19 protein-coding genes and 1 tRNA gene are annotated in these 21,058 nt (G+C 37.1%); 10 read left to right on the forward strand and 10 right to left on the reverse strand.

What is annotated here, in order from left to right; genetic code table 11:
- Positions 1 to 22: 22 nt before the first annotated feature.
- Genes ACZ5QH_RS05005 through ACZ5QH_RS05015 form a run of 3 tightly spaced genes read left to right on the forward strand, consistent with a single transcriptional unit; the run spans position 23 to position 1,144 of the window.
- The gene (locus ACZ5QH_RS05005) at positions 23 to 286 is read left to right on the forward strand and encodes a holin (RefSeq protein WP_275059786.1); all 264 of its coding nucleotides are present in this window, start codon (positions 23 to 25) and stop codon (positions 284 to 286) included.
- Entirely contained in the window at positions 270 to 776 is a 507-nt protein-coding gene (locus tag ACZ5QH_RS05010; RefSeq protein ID WP_303577901.1) for a lysozyme, read from the forward strand. The genes ACZ5QH_RS05005 and ACZ5QH_RS05010 overlap by 17 nt, the downstream gene beginning before the upstream one ends.
- The gene (locus tag ACZ5QH_RS05015) at positions 776 to 1,144 is read left to right on the forward strand and encodes a sigma-70 family RNA polymerase sigma factor (RefSeq protein WP_303577902.1); all 369 of its coding nucleotides are present in this window, start codon (positions 776 to 778) and stop codon (positions 1,142 to 1,144) included. The genes ACZ5QH_RS05010 and ACZ5QH_RS05015 overlap by 1 nt, the downstream gene beginning before the upstream one ends.
- Before the next feature lie 389 nt (positions 1,145 to 1,533).
- Here the strand turns inward: ACZ5QH_RS05015 and ACZ5QH_RS05020 are convergent, their stop codons facing one another.
- The 3 genes from ACZ5QH_RS05020 to ACZ5QH_RS05030 all read right to left on the reverse strand — a co-directional run bounded on the left by ACZ5QH_RS05020 (position 1,534) and on the right by ACZ5QH_RS05030 (position 4,439).
- Complete coding sequence (locus ACZ5QH_RS05020) at positions 1,534 to 2,754, reverse strand: tyrosine-type recombinase/integrase (RefSeq protein WP_303577904.1); 1,221 nt, start codon at positions 2,752 to 2,754, stop codon at positions 1,534 to 1,536.
- A gap of 166 nt (positions 2,755 to 2,920) precedes the next feature.
- Positions 2,921 to 2,996, reverse strand: a tRNA-Arg gene (locus ACZ5QH_RS05025).
- Between the two features lie 72 nt (positions 2,997 to 3,068).
- A complete protein-coding gene (locus ACZ5QH_RS05030; RefSeq protein WP_303577905.1) occupies positions 3,069 to 4,439 on the reverse strand; it encodes an amino acid permease in 1,371 nt (456 codons plus the stop codon).
- Positions 4,440 to 4,756: 317 nt separating this feature from the next.
- On the opposite strand from ACZ5QH_RS05030, the gene prpF reads away from it, so the two are divergent.
- From prpF to ACZ5QH_RS05045, 3 genes are all read left to right on the forward strand, one after another.
- Positions 4,757 to 5,944, forward strand: coding sequence for a 2-methylaconitate cis-trans isomerase PrpF (gene prpF / locus ACZ5QH_RS05035; protein ID WP_303577906.1), 1,188 nt, complete (start codon positions 4,757 to 4,759; stop codon positions 5,942 to 5,944).
- Positions 5,945 to 6,201: 257 nt separating this feature from the next.
- Entirely contained in the window at positions 6,202 to 7,161 is a 960-nt protein-coding gene (locus ACZ5QH_RS05040; protein WP_034616133.1) for a sensor domain-containing diguanylate cyclase, read from the forward strand.
- 148 nt (positions 7,162 to 7,309) lie between these two features.
- Entirely contained in the window at positions 7,310 to 8,221 is a 912-nt protein-coding gene (locus ACZ5QH_RS05045) for a polyprenyl synthetase family protein (protein WP_303577907.1), read from the forward strand.
- A gap of 521 nt (positions 8,222 to 8,742) precedes the next feature.
- On the opposite strand, the gene ACZ5QH_RS05050 is transcribed toward ACZ5QH_RS05045, so the two are convergent.
- From ACZ5QH_RS05050 to ACZ5QH_RS05065, 4 genes are all read right to left on the reverse strand, one after another.
- A complete protein-coding gene (locus ACZ5QH_RS05050; protein ID WP_004722624.1) occupies positions 8,743 to 9,594 on the reverse strand; it encodes an SPFH domain-containing protein in 852 nt (283 codons plus the stop codon).
- A gap of 26 nt (positions 9,595 to 9,620) precedes the next feature.
- Entirely contained in the window at positions 9,621 to 10,082 is a 462-nt protein-coding gene (locus ACZ5QH_RS05055) for an NfeD family protein (RefSeq protein WP_004819499.1), read from the reverse strand.
- 138 nt (positions 10,083 to 10,220) lie between these two features.
- A complete protein-coding gene (locus ACZ5QH_RS05060; RefSeq protein WP_004819500.1) occupies positions 10,221 to 11,138 on the reverse strand; it encodes a patatin-like phospholipase family protein in 918 nt (305 codons plus the stop codon).
- A gap of 61 nt (positions 11,139 to 11,199) precedes the next feature.
- Positions 11,200 to 11,826 carry a 1-acyl-sn-glycerol-3-phosphate acyltransferase gene (locus ACZ5QH_RS05065; RefSeq protein WP_303577908.1) on the reverse strand — a complete coding sequence of 209 codons (627 nt, stop codon included), beginning with the start codon at positions 11,824 to 11,826 and terminating at the stop codon, positions 11,200 to 11,202.
- A gap of 155 nt (positions 11,827 to 11,981) precedes the next feature.
- Between ACZ5QH_RS05065 and ACZ5QH_RS05070 the strand changes: the two genes are divergently transcribed.
- From ACZ5QH_RS05070 to ACZ5QH_RS05085, 4 genes are all read left to right on the forward strand, one after another.
- A complete protein-coding gene (locus tag ACZ5QH_RS05070) occupies positions 11,982 to 13,235 on the forward strand; it encodes an MFS transporter (RefSeq protein ID WP_303577909.1) in 1,254 nt (417 codons plus the stop codon).
- Positions 13,236 to 13,820: 585 nt separating this feature from the next.
- A complete protein-coding gene (locus ACZ5QH_RS05075) occupies positions 13,821 to 15,482 on the forward strand; it encodes a phosphoethanolamine transferase (protein WP_034616150.1) in 1,662 nt (553 codons plus the stop codon).
- Between the two features lie 17 nt (positions 15,483 to 15,499).
- Entirely contained in the window at positions 15,500 to 16,192 is a 693-nt protein-coding gene (locus ACZ5QH_RS05080; RefSeq protein WP_004819508.1) for a DNA-binding response regulator PmrA, read from the forward strand.
- Position 16,193: 1 nt separating this feature from the next.
- Positions 16,194 to 17,531 (forward strand): ATP-binding protein, encoded by a 1,338-nt coding sequence (locus ACZ5QH_RS05085; RefSeq protein WP_004819510.1) that lies wholly within the window; start codon positions 16,194 to 16,196, stop codon positions 17,529 to 17,531.
- 28 nt (positions 17,532 to 17,559) lie between these two features.
- Here ACZ5QH_RS05085 and ACZ5QH_RS05090 read toward each other — a convergent pair whose 3' ends face one another.
- The 3 genes from ACZ5QH_RS05090 to ACZ5QH_RS05100 all read right to left on the reverse strand — a co-directional run bounded on the left by ACZ5QH_RS05090 (position 17,560) and on the right by ACZ5QH_RS05100 (position 21,057).
- Positions 17,560 to 18,366 (reverse strand): BUD32 family EKC/KEOPS complex subunit, encoded by an 807-nt coding sequence (locus ACZ5QH_RS05090; RefSeq protein ID WP_004819512.1) that lies wholly within the window; start codon positions 18,364 to 18,366, stop codon positions 17,560 to 17,562.
- Positions 18,367 to 18,906: 540 nt separating this feature from the next.
- Positions 18,907 to 19,581, reverse strand: a complete 675-nt coding sequence (locus ACZ5QH_RS05095; protein WP_004819513.1) for a phosphatase PAP2 family protein — start codon at positions 19,579 to 19,581, stop codon at positions 18,907 to 18,909.
- A gap of 288 nt (positions 19,582 to 19,869) precedes the next feature.
- Positions 19,870 to 21,057 (reverse strand): ammonium transporter, encoded by a 1,188-nt coding sequence (locus ACZ5QH_RS05100; protein WP_004819515.1) that lies wholly within the window; start codon positions 21,055 to 21,057, stop codon positions 19,870 to 19,872.
- Between the last annotated feature and the right edge of the window lies 1 nt (position 21,058).

Here is a 21,058-nt window from a genome sequence, read left to right on the forward strand (position 1 = left end):
TGCCAAAAATTAGGGGGTATCAATGGCAGATAATCAACAAATTGTAGAGGCTTCAACTGGTGTGGTAGCTGGCAAAGTTATCACATATAGCGGCAGTGCTGGCGGTGCTCTAGCTTGGTTCGCCTCATTGGATATAGCATTTTGGTTCAGTATTTTGATTGCGATTGCCGGCTTAATCATGAACTGGTATTACGCACGCAAGAAAGATAAGCGTGATGAACTAGAACACAAGGCCTATATCGCATCACTTCAAATCAAGGGGAAGATTGATGTCAAACAAGACTAAAATCATAGTAACAACATTAAGCGCATCAGCGCTTTTTTTTACGTCTTTAATTGGCTATGAGGGGTACAAATCAAAGCCATATTTAGATAGCGCTAAAGTGGCAACAATCGGTATCGGGTCCACATCATACGAAAATGGTACTAAAGTCAAAATGACTGATAAGCCAATTTCTAAAGAACGTGCTGTTCAAATTGCAAAGGCTCATATCGCTAAAGATGAAGTTGCTTTCCGTAAGTCGTTGCATGGCGTGAAACTTACTCAGACTGAATATGACGTATATCTCGACTTTGTTTACAACTATGGCCAAGCAAACTGGAATGGCTCATCGATGCTCCGTAATCTCAGAGCAGGGCAGTACAAACAGGCTTGCGCATCTCTACTGAAATATAAATACGTTGCGAAGCGTGATTGCTCGATTAGATCCAATGGTTGCTATGGCGTTTGGACACGCCAACAAGATCGATATAGCAAATGCATGGGGGTGCAATGATGCCAATAGCCATAATCATGTGGAAGTATAAAAAATTGATCGCAATTGCGGTCTTTATTTTTTTATACCTTGTGCAAATTGCATATACAAATCATCTAAGTGGAAAACTTCAAGATGCTGAACAGAAGTGCGCAGCCAAGATCCAAAAACTTAAAGATGATCAGCAAAAAGCATTAATCGAAAAACAGAACAAAATAAATAAAGTGAGCGCAGATTATGAGCAACTTAAATCAGAACAACGTGTCATCACAGAAACTAAAATCCGTGAAGTGCAAAAGATCATTGAGCGTCCTATTTATCACAATGTTTGTATTGATGATGACGGCTTGCGCATCATCAACTCACTTATCCCCGACGATTCCAGCTAACTTAGCTGTACCTTGTCCTAAACTACTAAAACTCGAATCAGGGCAGGGTAAAGAAATCACACTTTGGATCATTGATACTGTAGCTAAATACAATGAGTGCAGTGCTTTGAATGATGCGAAGAATAAGGCTCTTAAATAGGGCTTTATTGCTAAAATTGAAATCTGTCAACCAAGATCTATTGCTAAAATAGAGATTTGTCAACCAAACACACTCACTTTAACTTAGTCGGAATTTCTATATGAAATCTTTAACTGTAATGACAATTTAGCTAAAACAACAATAAAACTTGCGTATCGTGTATATAAAATCAATTTTTTATGAAGAATTTAATCTTTAAAAAATATTGCCCATATCAAAATAAGAATAAACAGAATTAATGCTGGCATCTTTATTTCCCTTTAATCCCTATTTTCAACTCATCACAATAATCAGACCACTTCTGCATCATCTGCCGACGTTTTTCTAAATGCTTTGTACGGTTGTATGCTCGACCATGCATGTCGCGTACCTGATGGCCTAACTGCATCTCAATAATTTCAACAGGGAATTGAAGCACTTCTTCAAGCATTGTACGTGCAGAAGCGCGGAACCCATGTCCTGAAACTTTCTCTTTTTGATAGCCTAGTCTTCTTAGTGCTTGAGTAATCGTATTTTCAGACATTGGTCTTGAGTTGGATGTGACTGCTGGAAATACATAATCACTTTGATTGCTAGTGACTGGGTGAATCTTTTGAAGCAGATCCATAACTTGATCTGACAGTGGGACAATAAGTTCAACGCCAGTCTTACTTTTTGTTTTTGGTGGGGTATAGGACCAAATTTTCTCATCAAAATCTATATCACTCCATTTTGCATGGCGAAGCTCTCCTGGTCGAACAAAAACCAATGGAGCAATCTTTAATGCAGTTTTGGTGATGATGGTACCTTCATAGTGATCTATATCATCCAGCAGTAGGGCAAATTCGCTTGGATTGGTTATGGCTGCCATATGTTCAGCAACAGGAGTTGTAAGCGCACCACGGAGATCCTGAGTAACATCACGCTCACACAATCCAGTTGCAACACCATATCTTAAAACCTGCCCACACTTAACTTTTACTTTTTTGGCAGTTTCAAACTTTTCTTGTCTCTCATAGATTCGACAAATATTTAAAACATCTACTGGCGTGACCTTGTTAATTGGTTTCTTTCCAATACCTTCAAAGATTACGCTAAATAAACTTTCAGACTTCTTATAAGTTGAATCTGCAAATTTTTGTTTAGCTAACCATTCTTTGGCTACAAACTCGAAAGTATTTTTTAAAGAGTCGCCATGCTCTAAAGCAATGCGTTTCTTTTCTTCGTGTGGATCTAAATTCTGAGCCAAAAGACTACGGGCTTCATCTCGACGTGCACGTGCATCTGCAAGTGACACTTCTGGATAAATTCCAAAGCTGATTGTATTTCGTTTTTTTGAATAAGGGCGGTAGTAATCAAATCGCCAAAACTTATTGTTGTTTTTATCAATAAGCAGATACAAGCCACCACCATCTGAAAGTTTTATGTTCTTATCTTCAGATTTTGCCTTTTTAATCTTTGTATCGTTTAGCGGTACAACGGTTCTAGCCATTTTAGCGGTACCATTTATAGCGGTATTTAAGAGGTACCGTTATAAGTACCGTTAAAAACGCTGGATTAATATAAACTATCTTAGACTATTAAATTATAAAAGCTCAGTATTTTCAATACTTCTGAATAGCTTAATATACTATGTTATATCTTCTTATAATCTATATTGGTGCGCCCTGCGGGACTTGAACCCACGTCTGTCGCTTAGGAGGCAACTGCTCTATCCAGTTAAGCTAAGGGCACAATAAGCAAATAATTTACCGTATATGCATATGAAAAAAAAGCTATTATCGAAATAATAGCTTTGTGTTAGATTTATTTGTTTTCAGTCTTTATTTCATTTGGATTTAAAATATCAAACAGGACTAACATCAGGGTAATCCATACAGGAATCATCAATACGGACTCTTTAAACCCTTGATCCCACATGATATATAAAACGATACCAATAAAAATAATCACCACAAAATTACTAACAGGTGCCCAAAGTGCAGGGTATTTACTGGTTTGATTGGTCAAACGTAGAGCACGCTTAAACTTCAAATGCGTGAGTGTAATCATTAACCAGTTTAAAACTAAAGCACCAACCACCACATACATCAAATGACTTAACGCATCTTCTGGTAAATAATAATTTAAAGGTACACAACCCAAAATTAAAAATGCAGAAAGTAATACGGATGGAATTGGTACACCATGCTTATTGGTTTTGGTAAAAATTTTAGGTGCATTGCCCTGTTTTGCTAAACCATAAAGCATACGGCTATTGGCATACATCCCACTGTTATAAACAGATAATGCAGCAGTTAAGATAATAAAGTTAACCAGATGAGCTGCCCATGCAATCCCAATCATACTAAAGACCATAACGAATGGACTTTTATCTAAACCACCAAAATTTAACTGGTTCCAAGGCACCAAAGACAACAGAATAATCATCGAACCTACGTAAAAGATAAGGATACGTGGCACAACTTGATTAATCGCTTTAGGAATAGTTTTTTCTGGGTCTTTGGCTTCAGCCGCAGCCATACCAACTAATTCAATACCGCCAAAACCAAACATAAGGAAAGCCAGCATATAGAATAAGCCGTCAAATCCATTTGGAAAAAAGCCACCATGAGACCATAAGTTTGAAAAAGCGATCCCTGAACTTACATCTGCGGTTAGAACCAAATAAATACCAAATACAATCATTGCAACAATAGCAGTGACTTTAATGATGGATAACCAAAATTCGGATTCACCGTAAAATTTCACATTTCCTAAGTTGACCAGTGTAATCACAACGAAGAAAAACAGTACAGACACCCAGTTTGGAATTTCAGGCCACCAATAATTGATGTATTTGCCGACCGCAGTTAATTCTGTCATTGCAACTAGGATGTACAGCATCCAATAGTTCCAACCAGTTAAAAAACCAGGAAATTTACCCCAATATTTATTGGCAAAATGGCTAAAAGAACCAGCAACGGGTTCATGTACTATCATTTCCCCAAGCTGACGCATAATTAAAAAAACGATCAAACCACCAATGGCATAACCCAAAATAATGGATGGCCCAGCTTTTTCGATCACATGTGCTGAACCTAAGAATAATCCTGTACCAATTGCACCGCCCATGGCAATCAATTGGATATGACGATTCTTAAGTCCACGCTGTAATTGTGTAGACTCGTTGCTCAATGTGTACAACTCTATTTATGCGAATTTAATTATTGTAATAGATTGGTTACTTTTAGCCTAGTATGCGATAGATGTATGGAAAGGAACTGAGAAGTCAAAAAATAATATATTGAATTTTTTTATTCATTTTCAATGGAATAAGATTAATTGTAAATTTTCAAAGCAAACTAAATCTGTTTAATATTTAAGCTTTATGCCAAGATTTATTTAAGACTTAAGTCAATCTGTCAGTATTTTACTCAAAAAAAGGGTAGTATAAAACTGAATGAAGATTCATTATTTTAGACAACAAAGAGAATTGAAAGGAATACGATAAAATGAGCGCTGCACCTCAAATCAAAATCCCAGCAACCTATATGCGTGGTGGTACCAGTAAAGGTGTCTTCTTTAAACTCGATGATTTGCCTGAACGTGCACAAATAGCGGGGCAATCCCGTGATCAGTTATTACTCCGTGTGATTGGTAGTCCAGATCCATATGGAAAACAGATTGATGGGATGGGCGGGGCGACTTCAAGTACCAGTAAAACAGTTATTTTAGCCAAGAGTTCACAACCAAATCATGATGTTGATTATCTGTTTGGGCAAGTGTCTATTGATAAAGCATTTGTAGATTGGAGTGGCAACTGCGGTAATTTAACCGCTGCTGTCGGTTCATTTGCAATCAGTAATGGTTTGGTTGCAGCTGATCGGATTCCAGAAAATGGTATTTGTACAGTTCGTATTTGGCAAGCCAATATTCATAAAACAATTATTGCCCATGTGCCTATTACTCAGGGACAAGTTCAAGAAATGGGTGATTTTGAATTGGATGGTGTCACTTTTCCAGCTGCAGAAGTTCAAATTGAATTTTTAGATCCTGCTGATGATGGGGAAGATGGTGGAGCAATGTTCCCTACAGGAAATGTTGTAGACAGCTTAGAGGTTCCTGAAATTGGTACATTTCAAGCAACTTTGATCAATGCAGGTATTCCTACAATTTTCTTAAATGCCGAAGAGCTTGGATACAACGGAACTGAATTACAAGACGATATTAACAGTGATGTAGCAGCATTAGCGCGCTTTGAAAAAATCCGTGCTTATGGTGCGGTAAAAATGGGTTTAATCCAAGACATCAATGAAGCGGCTAATCGTCAACATACCCCAAAAGTGGCATTTGTATCGCAACCTAAAAGCTATACCGCGTCTAGTGGTAAACAGGTGAGTGAAACCGATACAGATTTATTGGTGCGTGCATTATCGATGGGTAAATTACATCATGCCATGATGGGAACGGCTGCGGTCGCGATTGGAACAGCTGCAGCAATTCCAAATACCTTGGTGAATTTAGCTGCCGGAGGCGGTGAACGGGAAGCAGTACGCTTTGGACATCCTTCTGGAACACTTCGCGTGGGTGCTCAAGCTCTAAATGAAAAAGGGCAATGGGTTGTTAAGAAAGCCATCATGAGTCGTAGTGCACGCGTATTGATGGAGGGCTGGGTTCGAGTGCCAGCAGATAGTTTTTAATCGTTTTTATCTGCTTTCAAATAGCATTTAAGTGATTTGATCGTTGAAATTTTTAGAACCTTGCATCTGCAAGGTTTATTTTTTGTGATTTACATCAATAAAAGTACTATTTTTGTATTGTGTGTGGCAAAATAGTTACAGTATTTTATCATACTTACTTTATGTGATAGCAATTCTGATGATTTGCTGTTGTAAAAAATTAATACATTAAATGCTGATTTCAATAGATTAAAAATTTATTGGCTTCGAGGTGGCGTATGGAACAAGAGTCTAAAAAACTGCGAGATAGCCTTGAAGACATCAAAGTTTTTGAATATTTACAAGATATTGATAAATTGCATCTGGTTTCTTTTATTTCACAAATTCCTTTACCCATCGCTTTATTTGATCAGGAAGCGCGGTTTTTAGGGGTAAATCAAAAATTTGCTGATATTTATGAAAGTGATGCATTGTACTTGTTTGATAAATTACTCAATACATTTTCGACCGTTGTTTATGCACATTTTAATGAGGCAATGCGTTATTTCTCAAAAAATAAAAATTATTTTGAACAAGAATTCTACGTCAAAGGAAAATTTTATCTTTCTTATTTTAAAGCAATACGTAACCAATATGATGAGATTGAAACAGTGGTAGTCGTATGTTCGGATATAACGCGTTTGAAGCGCCGTGAAAATGTACTTTTGCAAAATAATAAAAAATTGCACGATCATCTCTATTTAGATTTTGTCACAGGCTTACAGAATGCTTTTGCTTTTGAGCATTATTTAGATAAAGTCTGGCAAAAAAGTCGTGACTCGCATTTGTCTTTTCTTAAAATTGATTTGGATAATTTTAAACGATTTAATCAACTCAATAGCTATACTGCAGGTGATGAGGTTCTAATACAACTCGGTTCTGTATTAAATGAAGCGATTGCTCAAACTGAAGAAGCAGAAATTTTTCGCTTAAATTCAGCAAGTTTTGTTATTGTGATTGAACATCTGACCGAGTGGGCGGTGGTGACACTTGCAGAACGGCTTAAATTTGCAGTTACCAATGAAAAGATATTGTTTGGTAGTAATAATGAATATCTTACGGCATCTATCGGAATCTATCATTTAGATCCACACAATCAGCCAACTGAGGTGGATGTCTTACAAAAATTAGAGTTTGCAGTACGTTCTGCCAAAGAAAAAGGCCGAAACTCACTGTTTTTATTAAAAAATGAAATATAGATGCCTTGCACTTATTCAAATGGTTGCGTTGGAATTAAAGGATGAGAATTATAGTGACTCATAGTAGAATGTGCTGACTCACCCAATTTACCAATGTATCTAAAACTACTGATTTTAGTTTTAGCGATTCGTACAAACCGAGGCAGATGTGACTTCTATTCCCAATGTTAATGCAGAAATTTTAAAACGAGCGCAAGTGCAAATTCAGCAAGATTTACAAGCTGCTTTAGATGCTTTTTCATTGCCAGAGCCATTAAAATCTGCAGTGCATCATACGGTGATGTTAGGTGGAAAACGAGTTAGACCTGCTTTAATTTATGCAACTGCACAATTAAAACAAAATAATCCGAATTTTGCAGCCGTGCGTAGAGCTGCGGTTGCGATTGAGTTTATTCATTGCTATTCATTGGCACATGATGACTTGCCATGTATGGACAATGACTTGTTACGTCGCGGACAGCCAACCTGTCATGTGGCTTTTGGTGAAGATACAGCGCTATTAGCTGGTGATATTTTACAATCGATGGCATTTGAGGTATTAGGAAGCCGTCTATTCGATCAAGGTCAAGCTGTTGAACAGGGTATTATTCTTAAACAGATGCAAATCTTAGCCACAGCAAGTTCAAAAATGGTATGTGGTCAGGTTTTAGATTTACAGGCTGAAGGCAAACATGTTGATCAAGCACAGTTAGAAAATATCCATCGCAATAAAACAGGGGCTTTAATCCAAGCTGCAATTATGCTGTCTGCCGTGACAGTTTTTTCAGGTACAGATCAAGCCATTCCACAATTGCGTCAATATGGTCAAGCGATTGGTTTAGCATTTCAAGTACAAGATGATATTTTAGATGTGGTGTCTGACACTGAATCTTTGGGCAAAACTGCGGGCAAAGATCAACAAGTAGATAAGTCGACCTATCCTGCCTTAATGGGCTTAGAAAATGCCAAAATTTATGCGCAGCAATTACATGACCAGGCATTTAAAGCTTTAGCGTATTTTGGTGAGGATGCACAGGAATTGAACCAAATTTCGCAATTTTTGTTGGCAAGAAAAAGCTAATTTAATTGAGATCAAATATTTTTTTCATGATGAATGTCACTGAGTCAATTTCCGCTTCGGGGATATAAATTTCAATATCACTGGAATTATTCCATCTGAACGAATTAACCAACAGCTTTAGGGTTAATCGTCCGTTTTCAAATGAATATTCGATGTCTCTGGTTTTAAATCCATATATTTGATCAGTATATTCAATGTAAATACTGCTTGGACATTCTAGTTCATCCCGACATAGGGTTATATATCTCGGTGGGTCATCCTCGAACCAAAAGGTAATAGAGCAAAGCCCATCATCTTCAAACTCTTCATCTTTCTGTATTTTATATAATTTCATTTTAATATCGATCTTTAAATCTCAAATGCAGATGCAAAGAGAGGATTTTTAGTAGCGTGAAATTTAACTATAGATGACGGAAAAAACGGACAATTGTTCGGCCCTAAAACTTAAGCGGCATTTTTAAAAATAAAAAATAGGCAACCCATCGGCTGCCTATTTTTGAACGTTTTTAAAATTGCAAAAATTAGTTTCTACCCATCACACCGCGAATAGTATTCATAATATCTGCTGGGAGCACAACAGTTTTGGCATTATTCGATTTGGCCATGTCTTGCATTGCTTTGACATATTGCTCACCGAGTAAGTAGGCAACAGGGATTTCTTTATCACCCACAGCAGAGGTCACCATTTCAATGGCACGCTGTGAAGATTCAGCCAATACAACCTGAGCTTCCGCATCACGGCGAGAGGCTTCTAAACGCCCATCCGCTTCTAAAATAGCGGCCTGTTTTTCACCATCTGCTTTGGTCACAGTTGCACGACGTTGACGTTCCGCAGCAGCTTGGGCTTCCATCGCTGATTGCATGGTGTGCGATGGTTGAATATCTTGAATTTCCACGGTTTTTAGTGTGATACCCCAGTCTGAGATATCATCAGAAATCGCCGCTTTTAATTTCGCTTTGATATGATCACGTGATGACAATGCATCATCTAGATCCATTTCACCGACGATTGAACGGAGTGAAGTTTGCACCAAATTTTGAATTGCCCAAGTGTAGTTTTCAATACCATACACCGCTTTTTCTGGTGTGGTTAAATTGATATAAGCCACAGCATTCATCACCAATACCGCGTTATCACGGGTGATGACTTCTTGTGATGGGATATCTAAAACAATATCTTTGGTGGTGACTTTATAAGCCACTTCATCCACATACGGAATGACAAAGTTTAAACCCGGACTTAGTGTGGTGTGATATTTACCTAAACGTTGTACGATCCATTTATAACCCTGAGGAACAATACGCACGCCTTTGAAAATGGTCACAGCCACAAACAGAAATAAGACTAAAACAACAATAGAACCAAAACCCATTTAATTTTCCTCTTTATTCTTCATTATTAAGATGATGAATGTAGTTGTACCACTAAATCATTACCTAAAATATCAGTCACACGTACACGGTCACCTACTTGTACAGGCGATAAAGTACGGCAATTCCATTCATCAGAACCCAAAACAGGCATTGGAAAACGAACACGAATTTGATCATGGCTAAGCCCAATTTGAATGACCATACCCGTTTGACCAATGGTTGCTTCACGAGAAAGCCCAGCTTTGGTTTTATCTACAGATAGAGGTTTAATGAATTTAAACCACGCCACAGTACAAATGATGGATAAGATAATCCAGCATACGACTTGCAGGGTGAAACTCATACTTGGAAATAACCACAACAAAATACTGACCACAACTGCAGCGATACCAAACCATAAAGCAGCAAACGCTGGTAACACCAGTTCAGATAGAATCAGCAATATGCCAAGTACAAACCAATGCCACGGTTCAAAAATAAAGTTCATACATCTACTCTAGTGATTATCATTGATATAGATGACGGATCATCTATATCAATGTAGCAGATCATTTAAGTGATGCATATAAAAACGTGATTATTCTCGTTTTCAATCATGCTTGATGATATGAACCCTTTTGCGCTATTAAAATTTTGCTCGCGGTGCAGGTTTTAATGCAGCAGGTGTTTTCTTAAAGTTATTGATTGCCGTTTGAATGGCGATGATTTTGCCTTGGGCTGCTTTTTCACCTTCTAAAATCGCTTGGTTACTGGACTTAAGATCAAGCGTGCCTAAGTGACCAACTTTAGGTTGAATCACGATATTGGCCTGAGCCAACTCATTGTTAATACTTTGTTGTCCCATGATATTAATGGTTTGATCCAATAAGCCCCACATATTCATCGGTTGGCTACCACTTGGACGTGCAGAAATATCGACCGCAATCACGATATCTGCCCCCATATCACGTGCAGTTTGGACCGGAATTGGACTAACTAAACCGCCATCAACATATTTGGTATTGCCAATGGTTGCGGGTACAAAAACATTGGGAATACTGCAAGAAGCACGAACTGCTTGGCCTGCATTCCCTTTAATAAATTCTGCTTTTTTACCATTGTCTAAGCGTGTAGCAACTGCTGCAAAACGGATTGGAAATTGTTCAATCGGTTTATTGGCAACATTACGATTGACATAATCTTGTAGTTTTTGACCAAGAACAATACCTTGGCTATTTAAGGTTAAATCACGCAAATCAGATTCTTTCAATTGCTGTGCAATTTGCTGCATTTGATAGGGGGTTTTACCGCTGGCATAGATACTGCCGACAAAACTTCCAGCACTGGTTCCAGTCACAATTTTAGGTTTGATCCCATGAGATTCTAAAACCTTGAGCACACCAATATGAGCGAAACCTTTTGCACCGCCGCCACCTAAAGCAATCGCAATAACAGGCTCACGTGCTTTAATTGCCGTGGTCTGAGTTGGTGTTTTGGTGGTTTTGTCACAGCCAACAAGGGCTAGACCCAATAAGCCTATAAAACCGAGTTGTTTAAAACGCATGGGGGTATTACTTTTGATCAAAATATATGTTGCACATCTGAACAGATTGTCTCTGTTTTTTCTAGCCATTTTTCAATAGTTTTTGTAAAGGAATCGATAATAATTTAGGTCTTTTAGGTGAAAAGTTACCTTTAAAACGCGATAAAATTTCTGCTAAATCTTGCTCATAATCTCCAGTAGGTTGCAATGTACCCAAACAGTGAATTCGCTTTTTCTCGTAATCGAGCGAAAAAATTGCAATCGGTATATTGGCGCCCATTGCAATATGATAAAAACCACTTTTAATTTTTTCAGCTTTTTTCCGGGTACCTTCAGGTGCGATTGCAATCCAAATTTTATCTTGTTGTTGTATAACCTTAATAATCTGTTGAGTGAGTCCATGCGGTGAATCTCGATGCACAGGAATCACGCCAATCCATTCAAAAAGTGCTTTGAGTGGTGGTTTAAACAAGCTATCTTTGCCAAAAATTGTGACTTTAACACCAATACCTAACATGGCGAGGAAAGCATATAAACCATCATAATTTGAAGTGTGTGGTGCGATAAATACCACTGCTTTGGGTAAGTTGGGAAATTCACCTTCAAATCCCCAGCCTTGAACTAAGTAAAGGTTTTTAAAGATGTTACGACTGGTGCTTGTACCACGTTGAGGCACTTGATCTGGTATGATCGGAAAGTTTTGTGACATTGTGTTTTTATATGACTGCTCTTGTATTGATTTTAGTTTTTTGCTTAATAGTAACTATCTGCAAAATGCAAATATTACAAAATTCGTAGATTAAAGCAATACATACAAGATCTAATTAGGCCCATTTATATTGACATCGTTCGAGCTTAGATTACATGCGAAACACCTATTTGTTGTTATTTTCACTGTATTGGGCGCAAGGTTTACCTGTTGGTTTTATGACCCATGCTTTACCAGTGATTTTACGTTCACAAGGGGTGTCTTTGGCCCATATCGGTGGCTTTGGATTACTCATGGCACCTTGGGCAATTAAAATTTTATGGGCGCCTTTTGTGGATAGCTTTGGACATCGTTCCAAAGGGCATTATCGAAGTTGGATTATTCCAACCCAAGTTTTAACCATTGCTATCCTGAGCATTTTATCTTTTTTACCGATTCAATCCCTGAATGAACCGATTTATTTATTATTGTTTTTTATGGTGTTGCTCTGTATGAACAGTATTGGTGCAACCCAAGATATCGCGACGGATGGTTTAGCGGTGAGTATTTTAAAAGGGGATCAGCAACATATCGGGAATATGTTTCAAGTCATTGGTTCTCGTTTAGGATTTATTGTTGGGGGCGGGGCAATTTTATGGGCAATGGACTGGCTAAGTTGGCAAAATACATTTTTGATTTTGGCTGGCATTGTGGCATTAAATACAATTCCTATCTGGTTTTATCAAGAACCAGAACACTTGAAAAAGGCTGCTTCACCACATTTACAGAATCAAGCTGCAAAGCACTTTATTGAAAAATTTAAAACCTACTTAAGCTACTTCTTTGCCAATAAAAAATTAAGAACGTGGTTCTTTGTGCTTTGTACCATCAAAATAACCGATGGCTTTACTGGTCCCATTACCAAGCCTTTGTTGGTTGATCTTAACTTAAGTCTTTCTCAAATCGGCATTTATATCACGATGTTGGGGGCATTTTCTGCATTATTCGGTGCAGCTTTGGCCAGTTTATTGCTAAAAAAACTAAAGCGCCACCAAGCCTTAATCTTATTTTCTATTTTGAAATTGATCAGTTTAGCGGGATTCGTATGGTTAGCAGCTCAATATGAACAATCGCACTTTGTAGCGCCGTGGTTAATTTATCTGATCAACGCTTTAGAAGATATGTGTGCTGCAATGCTTTTAGTCGTGATCTTAACTTTAGTAATGCAATATAGTCGTCATGAACATGCAGGTACAGATTTCACTTTTCAGGTCTCTGTTATGGCAACAATCAGTGGGTTACTGTATACATTAAGTGGCGTGATTGGCGATCAATTGGGATATTTAAATTTTTTAAGTTTGATTTTAGTGATTGGTATTTTTTGCCTAATTCCGATTATGTATTGGATTAAAAATATACAATATACATAATATTGTGGGCTTGGGTTTGATAATGAGTATAATTACTATTGAGTATGTGGTGCGATGATTAGTGGTTTTTTGATTGAATGAAATAGATTAAATAATTTTTCTTAGGGATAGTTAAGATTATAATATATTGTCATGATGTAAAATAAATTGTTTGATTAGTGCGGTTTGACTTAATACATGAATCTCTTTGATTTAATGTGATTTTACCTTTATTTTTTAATAAAAGCTTGATGTGTTTTACATTGATTGGAAAATAAAAAATTACTTTTTCGTCATTTTTTTACGTATAGAAAGCAATTCGTGTATTATTCTTTTGTTGGATTTAGAATAACTTTAGCTCCAAATTATTAACTTTAAATGAATTATTTTGAATGGAATAAGCAGTATTATAATCTACGGGCTATAAAATAATACTCATTTTTTTTGTGGATGCTTTATTTGATTTTAATTTTCTCAGATTATGAGAAATAGAAAGGCGATTACAATTAAGATCAGTGGTGCAATATGCTTGGGAAAGTGCTTTTTAAGTTCAGTTTAAGCTTCATTTTTTAACTTAACACCATTGAAAAGAGTATCACCACAGTAATGTCTAACTTAATACAGCGTATAAAACGACGTGAAGTCTCCATTTCCCTGACTGCTTTTAATTTTATTGTCGCAGTGTGGTTAGGCTTGTGCCTAAATTTTAGTTTTTTAAATAAAGTTCAGTCTCTAACGCCTTATCAGGGAGTTAAAGCACAACTTTTTCTGATTGCGACAGCTTTTGTACTGGTTGCTTTATATAATCTGTTATTGCAAATTTTAGATTGGAAATGGACAGCAAAATTTTTTGCAATTGTCTTGGTCTTCATCGGTGGCTTTAGTGCTTATTTTGTTAACTCATTGGGTGTCGTGATTTCGCCTGATCAAATTCAGAATATGGTACAAACAGATCCTGGTGAAGTAACAGACTTACTTTCTTTACAATTTTTTATTTGGACACTGGGTTTTGTTATTTTACCCATCATTTTGATTCTATGGATAAAAATTAAACCAGAAAAAATTGGCAAAGTACTGTTATTTAAAAGCCTAAATATTGCGGGCTCTTTCGCTGTTATAGCAGCATTATTATTTGTTTTCTATGTGGATTATGCTGCTATATTTCGTGAGCATCGTGACTTAAAAGGCATGATCTCTCCACAAAATACAGTGGCTTCAACACTGTCTTATTTCCATAAAAAAGCACCGAAAAAGAATCTACCTTTGATTCGTTATGGTGAAGATGCACATTTAGTCAACGATGCGACTTTACAACATAAACCTAAACTGATGGTTTTGGTGGTTGGTGAAACCGCACGTGCAGAGAGTTTTTCTTTAAATGGTTATGCAAAGAATACCAATCCTGAATTGTCAAAGCAGGCTGATCTAATTAATTTTTCTCAAGTCAGCTCTTGTGGTACCGCAACCGCAGTTTCAGTACCTTGTATGTTCTCAGGCATGCCGCGTAAAGATTATGATGAGCAACTTGCCAGTCATCGAGAAGGTTTGCTGGATATTGCACAACGTGCAGGCTATAAGGTGACATGGATTGATAATAACTCAGGCTGCAAGGGGACTTGTGATCGTGTTGAGAAATTTGTTATCCCTCAAGATTTAGAGAAAAAATGGTGCCAAGGTGGCGAATGCCAAGATGGTATTTTGGTAGACAGCTTAAACCTATATTTAAGTCAATTACCAAAAGATGATAAGCAACCACATTTGATCGTATTACATCAAATGGGAAGTCATGGACCTGCATATTATAAACGCGCACCTGAACAATTTAAAAAATTCAAACCGACTTGTGAAACCAATGCGATACAAGGCTGTTCATCGACTGAATTGATTAATACCTATGATAATTCGATTGTCTATACAGACCATATTTTAAATCAATTGATTGAAACTTTGAAACAGCAAGAAAACTATCGTGCAGGGTTCTGGTATTTATCTGACCATGGTGAGTCTACAGGTGAACGTGGTATGTATTTACATGGTGCGCCTTATGCGATTGCACCTACTCAACAGACCCATGTACCTATGCTGATGTGGTTTTCAGATGCATGGAAATCTGCAGCTGCAAAACAAATCAATTGTTTAAATCAACAAAAAGGGGCAACATTGAGTCAAGATAATTTATTTCCAAGTCTTTTGAGTTTGCTAAATGTCCAGACTCAAGTCATAGATCAAAAAAATAATATGTTGCAGCAATGTGCTGTACAAAGCTGATTGAAAGGATATAAACCATGACCAAAATTTTGATGATAGAAGATGATTTTATGATTGCAGAATCATCTAAAACATTGTTGAAATATCAAGGCTTTGATGTGGAATGGGTGAATAATGGTTTAGATGGCCTAAAGCTTATTTCGGAGAAACAATTTGATTTGGTCTTACTTGATTTAGGCTTGCCTATGATGGATGGGATGCAGGTCTTAAAACAAATTCGCCAGCGTTCGAGTTTGCCTGTTCTGATTATTTCAGCACGTGATCAATTGCAAAATCGTGTTGAAGGCTTAAATCAAGGCGCAGATGATTATTTGATTAAGCCCTATGAGTTTGATGAACTGGTGGCTCGTATCCATGCATTATTACGTCGCACAGGCGATACAGCGAAAGAAGTAACAGGAAGTGCTTCAAATCTGTTAAAAAATGGTGAAATTGTTTTAGATGTAGAACAGCATATTGCCACAATTAGAGGCGAAACGGTGGAGTTATCAAACCGTGAATGGGCGATTCTCATTCCGTTAATGACCCATCCCAATAAAATATTTTCTAAATCTAATTTAGAAGATAAATTGTATGCTTTTGATAGCGAAATCAACAGCAATACAATTGAAGTCTATGTGCACCATATCCGATCGAAATTGGGTAAAGATATTATTCGTACAATTCGTGGGTTAGGTTATCGTTTGGGGCAACCACAAAAAGCGGAATGATATGGAAACTGCATTTTCCTTAAGAAAACGTTTAATTCGTTATACGTCTATTTTTAGTATCTTACTTGGTTGTGTGTTGGTTTTTTCAGCATATAAAATTTCTTTAGAAGAGATCAATGAAATTTTAGATGCTCAGATGGTCTATCTTGCAGAGCGGGTGGAGTTAAATCCACGCCCCATTGAAAGTCATTTTGATATCCACAAACGCTATCATGAAGAAGATTTATTCATAGATGTTTGGGCGTATGCTGAACCTAAACAAACCCAAAATACGCCGCATCATGTCATTGTTGAACCTAAGCAAAAAGCGGGTTTCTATAGTCAAGAAACAGCGCACGGCATATGGATTACCTACATCCTACCGACTGCAAATTATCAGATTCAAATCAGCCAGCAGGAAAAAGTCAGAGAACATTTGGCTTTAGAGCTTGCAGGCAGTATGTTTCTTCCATATTTACTGATCATTCCATTTGCTTTGTTGGGCTTGGTTTATATTATACGTCGCAGTTTAAAGCCACTTGAGGACTTTAAATCTGAACTGGCAAAACGTGATTCAAACTCCTTGATCGCAATTCAAAATGCCCACTATCCAGAAGAATTGCTGCCGACGATCCATGAAATGAATCATTTGTTTGAGCGAATTTCTGTTGCTCAACAAGAACAGCGACAATTTGTGGCAGATGCTGCACATGAGTTACGCACCCCCATCACTGCATTGAATCTGCAAACTAAAATTTTGATGAGTCAGTTTCCTGAAGAGGAAAATCTACAAAATTTAAGCAAAGGTTTGGCACGGATGCAGCATTTGGTTACGCAACTGCTTGCCTTAGCAAAGCAAGATTCTTCATTAAGTCATGAAGTTCAAGTGACTCAATTTAAGTTGAATGATGTGGCACTCAATTGTGTTGAACAGTTGATGAATCTTGCGATGGAAAAAGATATCGATCTTGGCTTTGTGCGTAATGAAACAGTGATTTTAAAAAGTGTAGAACATAGTCTTCATTCAATCATTTTTAATTTAATTGATAACGCAATAAAATATACCCCTGTTTCAGGCATGATAAATATATCAGTCTTTGAAGATGTTCATGATTTTGCTTATGTTTTGATTGAAGACAGTGGTTTAGGAATTGACCCAGAGATGTACGATAAAGTCTTAAAACGCTTTTATCGCGTACACCATCACTTAGAAGTGGGTAGTGGTTTGGGATTGTCGATCGTGGATAAAGCCATTCAACATTTAGGTGGTGAACTGTCTTTATCCCGTAGTGAAGAATTGGGCGGACTCAGTGTCTTGGTCAAAATCCCAATTCAGTGTGATATCAAAACAGAGAAGTGAGATGCTTGGAAAATGAATGATTCCATTTCTACATTAATGGAAGTGGTTCATTTTTCTTCATATACTGAAAAAATTCTAGACATTTTTGCATTCTACGACCATCACTGCCAAGTTTACCCAAATTAAAATTTGCGACCCAATTAAGTTTATTGCCTATACGGCAAATTTCGTTGTATTTTGATTTACTTGGATAAATTTCTCCAATAAAAATATCGCAAGCTTGAGCAAGCTCATCATCATTAAAACGGAATGCTGTTGAGAAAATAAAACATAACCAATCTCGAATTTGGCAGGTTTCTAAGTCCAGCACTTCACCGGGATCTGTTTCAAAATCAATAAAAGTAAATGTTTTGTCCTTATTGACTAAAATATTTCGTGCAAATGCTTCGCTTAAATAACTGTCTTTGTGATGTACAGCTTGAATGGCAAAGATTGCTTCACGATAAAATTCGAGTTTTTTAGCTGTATTTCCTTCCATTTGTGCCAATGCCTGATCAAGTTGCATGACATCTTCACCCTGATCAGCAGCATCTTCAATCAATAGACCTTGTGAACAATTGGCTAAAATTTGTGGTGTTGGAATACCTAATGAATTTAATTCTGTCAGACGATGAACTTCACAATAAATCGATTTACTACCACCATAATTTGGAATAGGGGTGAGTGCTTCAATATTGAGTATACGTGCAACCCATTTTAATGGGACATAAATCCAAGCTGAGTGGCGTTCAGAGGCTTTCTTAAGCCACACTTTGCCACCACCCAACTGATAAGACTGAATGTTTTGGTCTTGAATTTTAAGCGAATTGCGGAGAAATTTAGAAAAATTACTCATATTTTGCACGTATAAGATTACTAAATTAACTCAAGTATAAACAAAATATAAAAAATTGTAAAAATTAAGATTGCTTTAATAATTTAATATTTAAATTCTGACAAAAATGTAATGCTTTGAATGACGCATATAGCGATACATCACTTGATTTCGCGTTTTAGATTGGAATAAAAAGTAGATCAGCGCTTAAATAAGCGACAATGACGAGTGATTTATTTTTAAATGTCTAATACATGATTGCTTTTGTAAAAGTAAGCTTTGGAATGATTTTTAAATGTGGCGAAGCTCTATCAAGCATGAAACTTTTACCATGACATCGAAATTAACTGTATGAAGATCAAGTTTGCAATGTCACGTTTTACGTTTAAAGTTTTAATCACTTTGTGTAGGCGATGCTTCACGCTAGAAACACCACCTTTGTTTCATCGATATTTAAAACGATGTCAGTATTGAATGCTCATTTTGATGCATACAAGAAGCTTATTTTTAGAATCGCATTTTTAATAAAGATAATAGTATATGGCTGAATATTTTGGATCGTTAGGTTGTAAATTTTTTATAAAAAATACGATAAATAATTAAATTAAAAGTGAAAATAATCCAGCCTGTCCAAAGGTTATGGCTAAGAAAATGCGCACCACGCATCATTTGCCCCCAACCCGTAATCAAACCAAGCACCAGACCTAAGACTAAGAAAAAATAAGCAATTTTAGAATTTGACTGTCTAAATACAAAAAAGCCAGTGAGCAGTGAAAAACCTGTACTGGCATGGCCACCCGGAAAACAATGCCCATTGCTTGCAGAAAAATCCCAAACATAGCCTAAAGCAGTTGGTTCTGTCATGGACCAAGGACAGGCATGTGCGGAGTGGGATTTGAAAATACCAATCAGTGCAGTGGATAAAACACTAATAAAAAATAAATAGCCCAATTGCCATTGATAGGTTTTTAATTTTGCAACTTTAAAAGACGTAATCCATGAAATTAGGACTGCAATATAAAAGGCAATAACAATATGTTTAAGTAGCTTGTGATTAATTTCAATAAGAAACCAATTGTTCTTGAGTGGGAAATGACCAGTGCTATCTATCCACGGCTGAATAAAATACATATCGATTGCGCCGCCAACAGGAAAGACAAAGAACAATATTAAAAATAATATTCCTAACAATAAACTGTTATTTATGAAAAATTTATTTGTATCGGAATAGGGCATGAGGCGAGTTACTCAATATAATCATTTTAATCTGCGCTTATTAGAAAAAAACAACCTTAAATTAGACTTAATTGTTGAATAATGAGCAGTCTTATTATTGAGCGGTGATACAGAAGAAAATATCTATGCGTATTCTAAGATACATATTTTAAATCATTTTCTTTAAGGTAGAGTGATTCTAGTTTAAAATTTTATCGTGAAAATTATTTTATTGTCATTTCCAGGCTATAAAAAAAGCGGCTTTTCAGCCGCAAAATGTATAAAATTAAAACCAGACTTTGTAAAGGCTTAAAACATTGCATCTTCAGAGTTTGCAGAAATCTTGTGAATCGATAAATCTGCACCACGAAACTCTTCTTCTTGTGTTAAACGAATCCCCATCGTGGCTTTAAGCATACCATATACGGCAAATCCACCTGCTAAAGCCAGTAAAATGGCAAGTAGCGTACCTATCAGCTGAGACATCAAAGATACTCCGCCGATTCCTCCCAACCACTGCTGACCAAATAGACCCACAGCAATACCACCAAATGCACCACAAACGCCATGTAATGGCCAAACCCCGAGTACATCATCAATCTTGAGTTTATTTTGTGTATAGGTAAACAGTTTAACAAACAGAAAACCTGCACAGATACCAATAAATAAAGCGCCAATGGGATGAACCACATCAGAACCTGCACAAATTGCCACTAAACCTGCTAAGGGACCATTATGTAAAAAACCAGGGTCTTCTTTTCCAAAGAAATTTGCAGAGAGTGTGCCACCTACCATTGCCATAAGTGAGTTCATGGCAACTAAACCTGAGATTGCATCTAAGCGTTGGGCACTCATGACATTAAAGCCAAACCAGCCCACAATTAAGATCCAAGAACCGAGCGCTAAAAAAGGAATAGACGAGGGTGGATGCGCACTTACGCGACCATCTTTTTTATAGCGGCCATTACGCGCACCGAGTAGTAATACTGCCGCAAGCGCAATCCAGCCGCCCATTGCATGGACTACAACAGAGCCAGCAAAATCATGGAAGCTTGCACCAAACGTATCCGCTAACCATTTTTGCAGGCCGAGATTGCCATTCCACGCGATCCCTTCAAAAAATGGATAAACCAGCGCTACAATAAATAGGGTTGCAATGGCTTGAGAACGCATTTTGGCACGTTCTGCAATGCCACCAGAAACAATGGCAGGAATTGCTGCAGCAAAGGTCAAAAGGAAAAAACAACGCATCAAATTGTAGCCATGCTCAGTTGAAAGCGTAGCACCTGTATGGAAAAAATGTTGGCCATAGGCAATGTAATAACCGACAAAGAAGTAGGCGATTGCTGAGATTGAAAAATCAGTAATGATTTTACTGAGTGCATTGACTTGATTTTTATGGCGAACTGTTCCCAGCTCTAAAAAAGCAAAGCCTGCATGCATAGCGAGTACAAGCACTGCGCCAAGCAAGAGAAAGAGTAGATCAACGTTTTGCATA

It is taken from the genome of Acinetobacter sp. Ac8 (assembly GCF_055392545.1).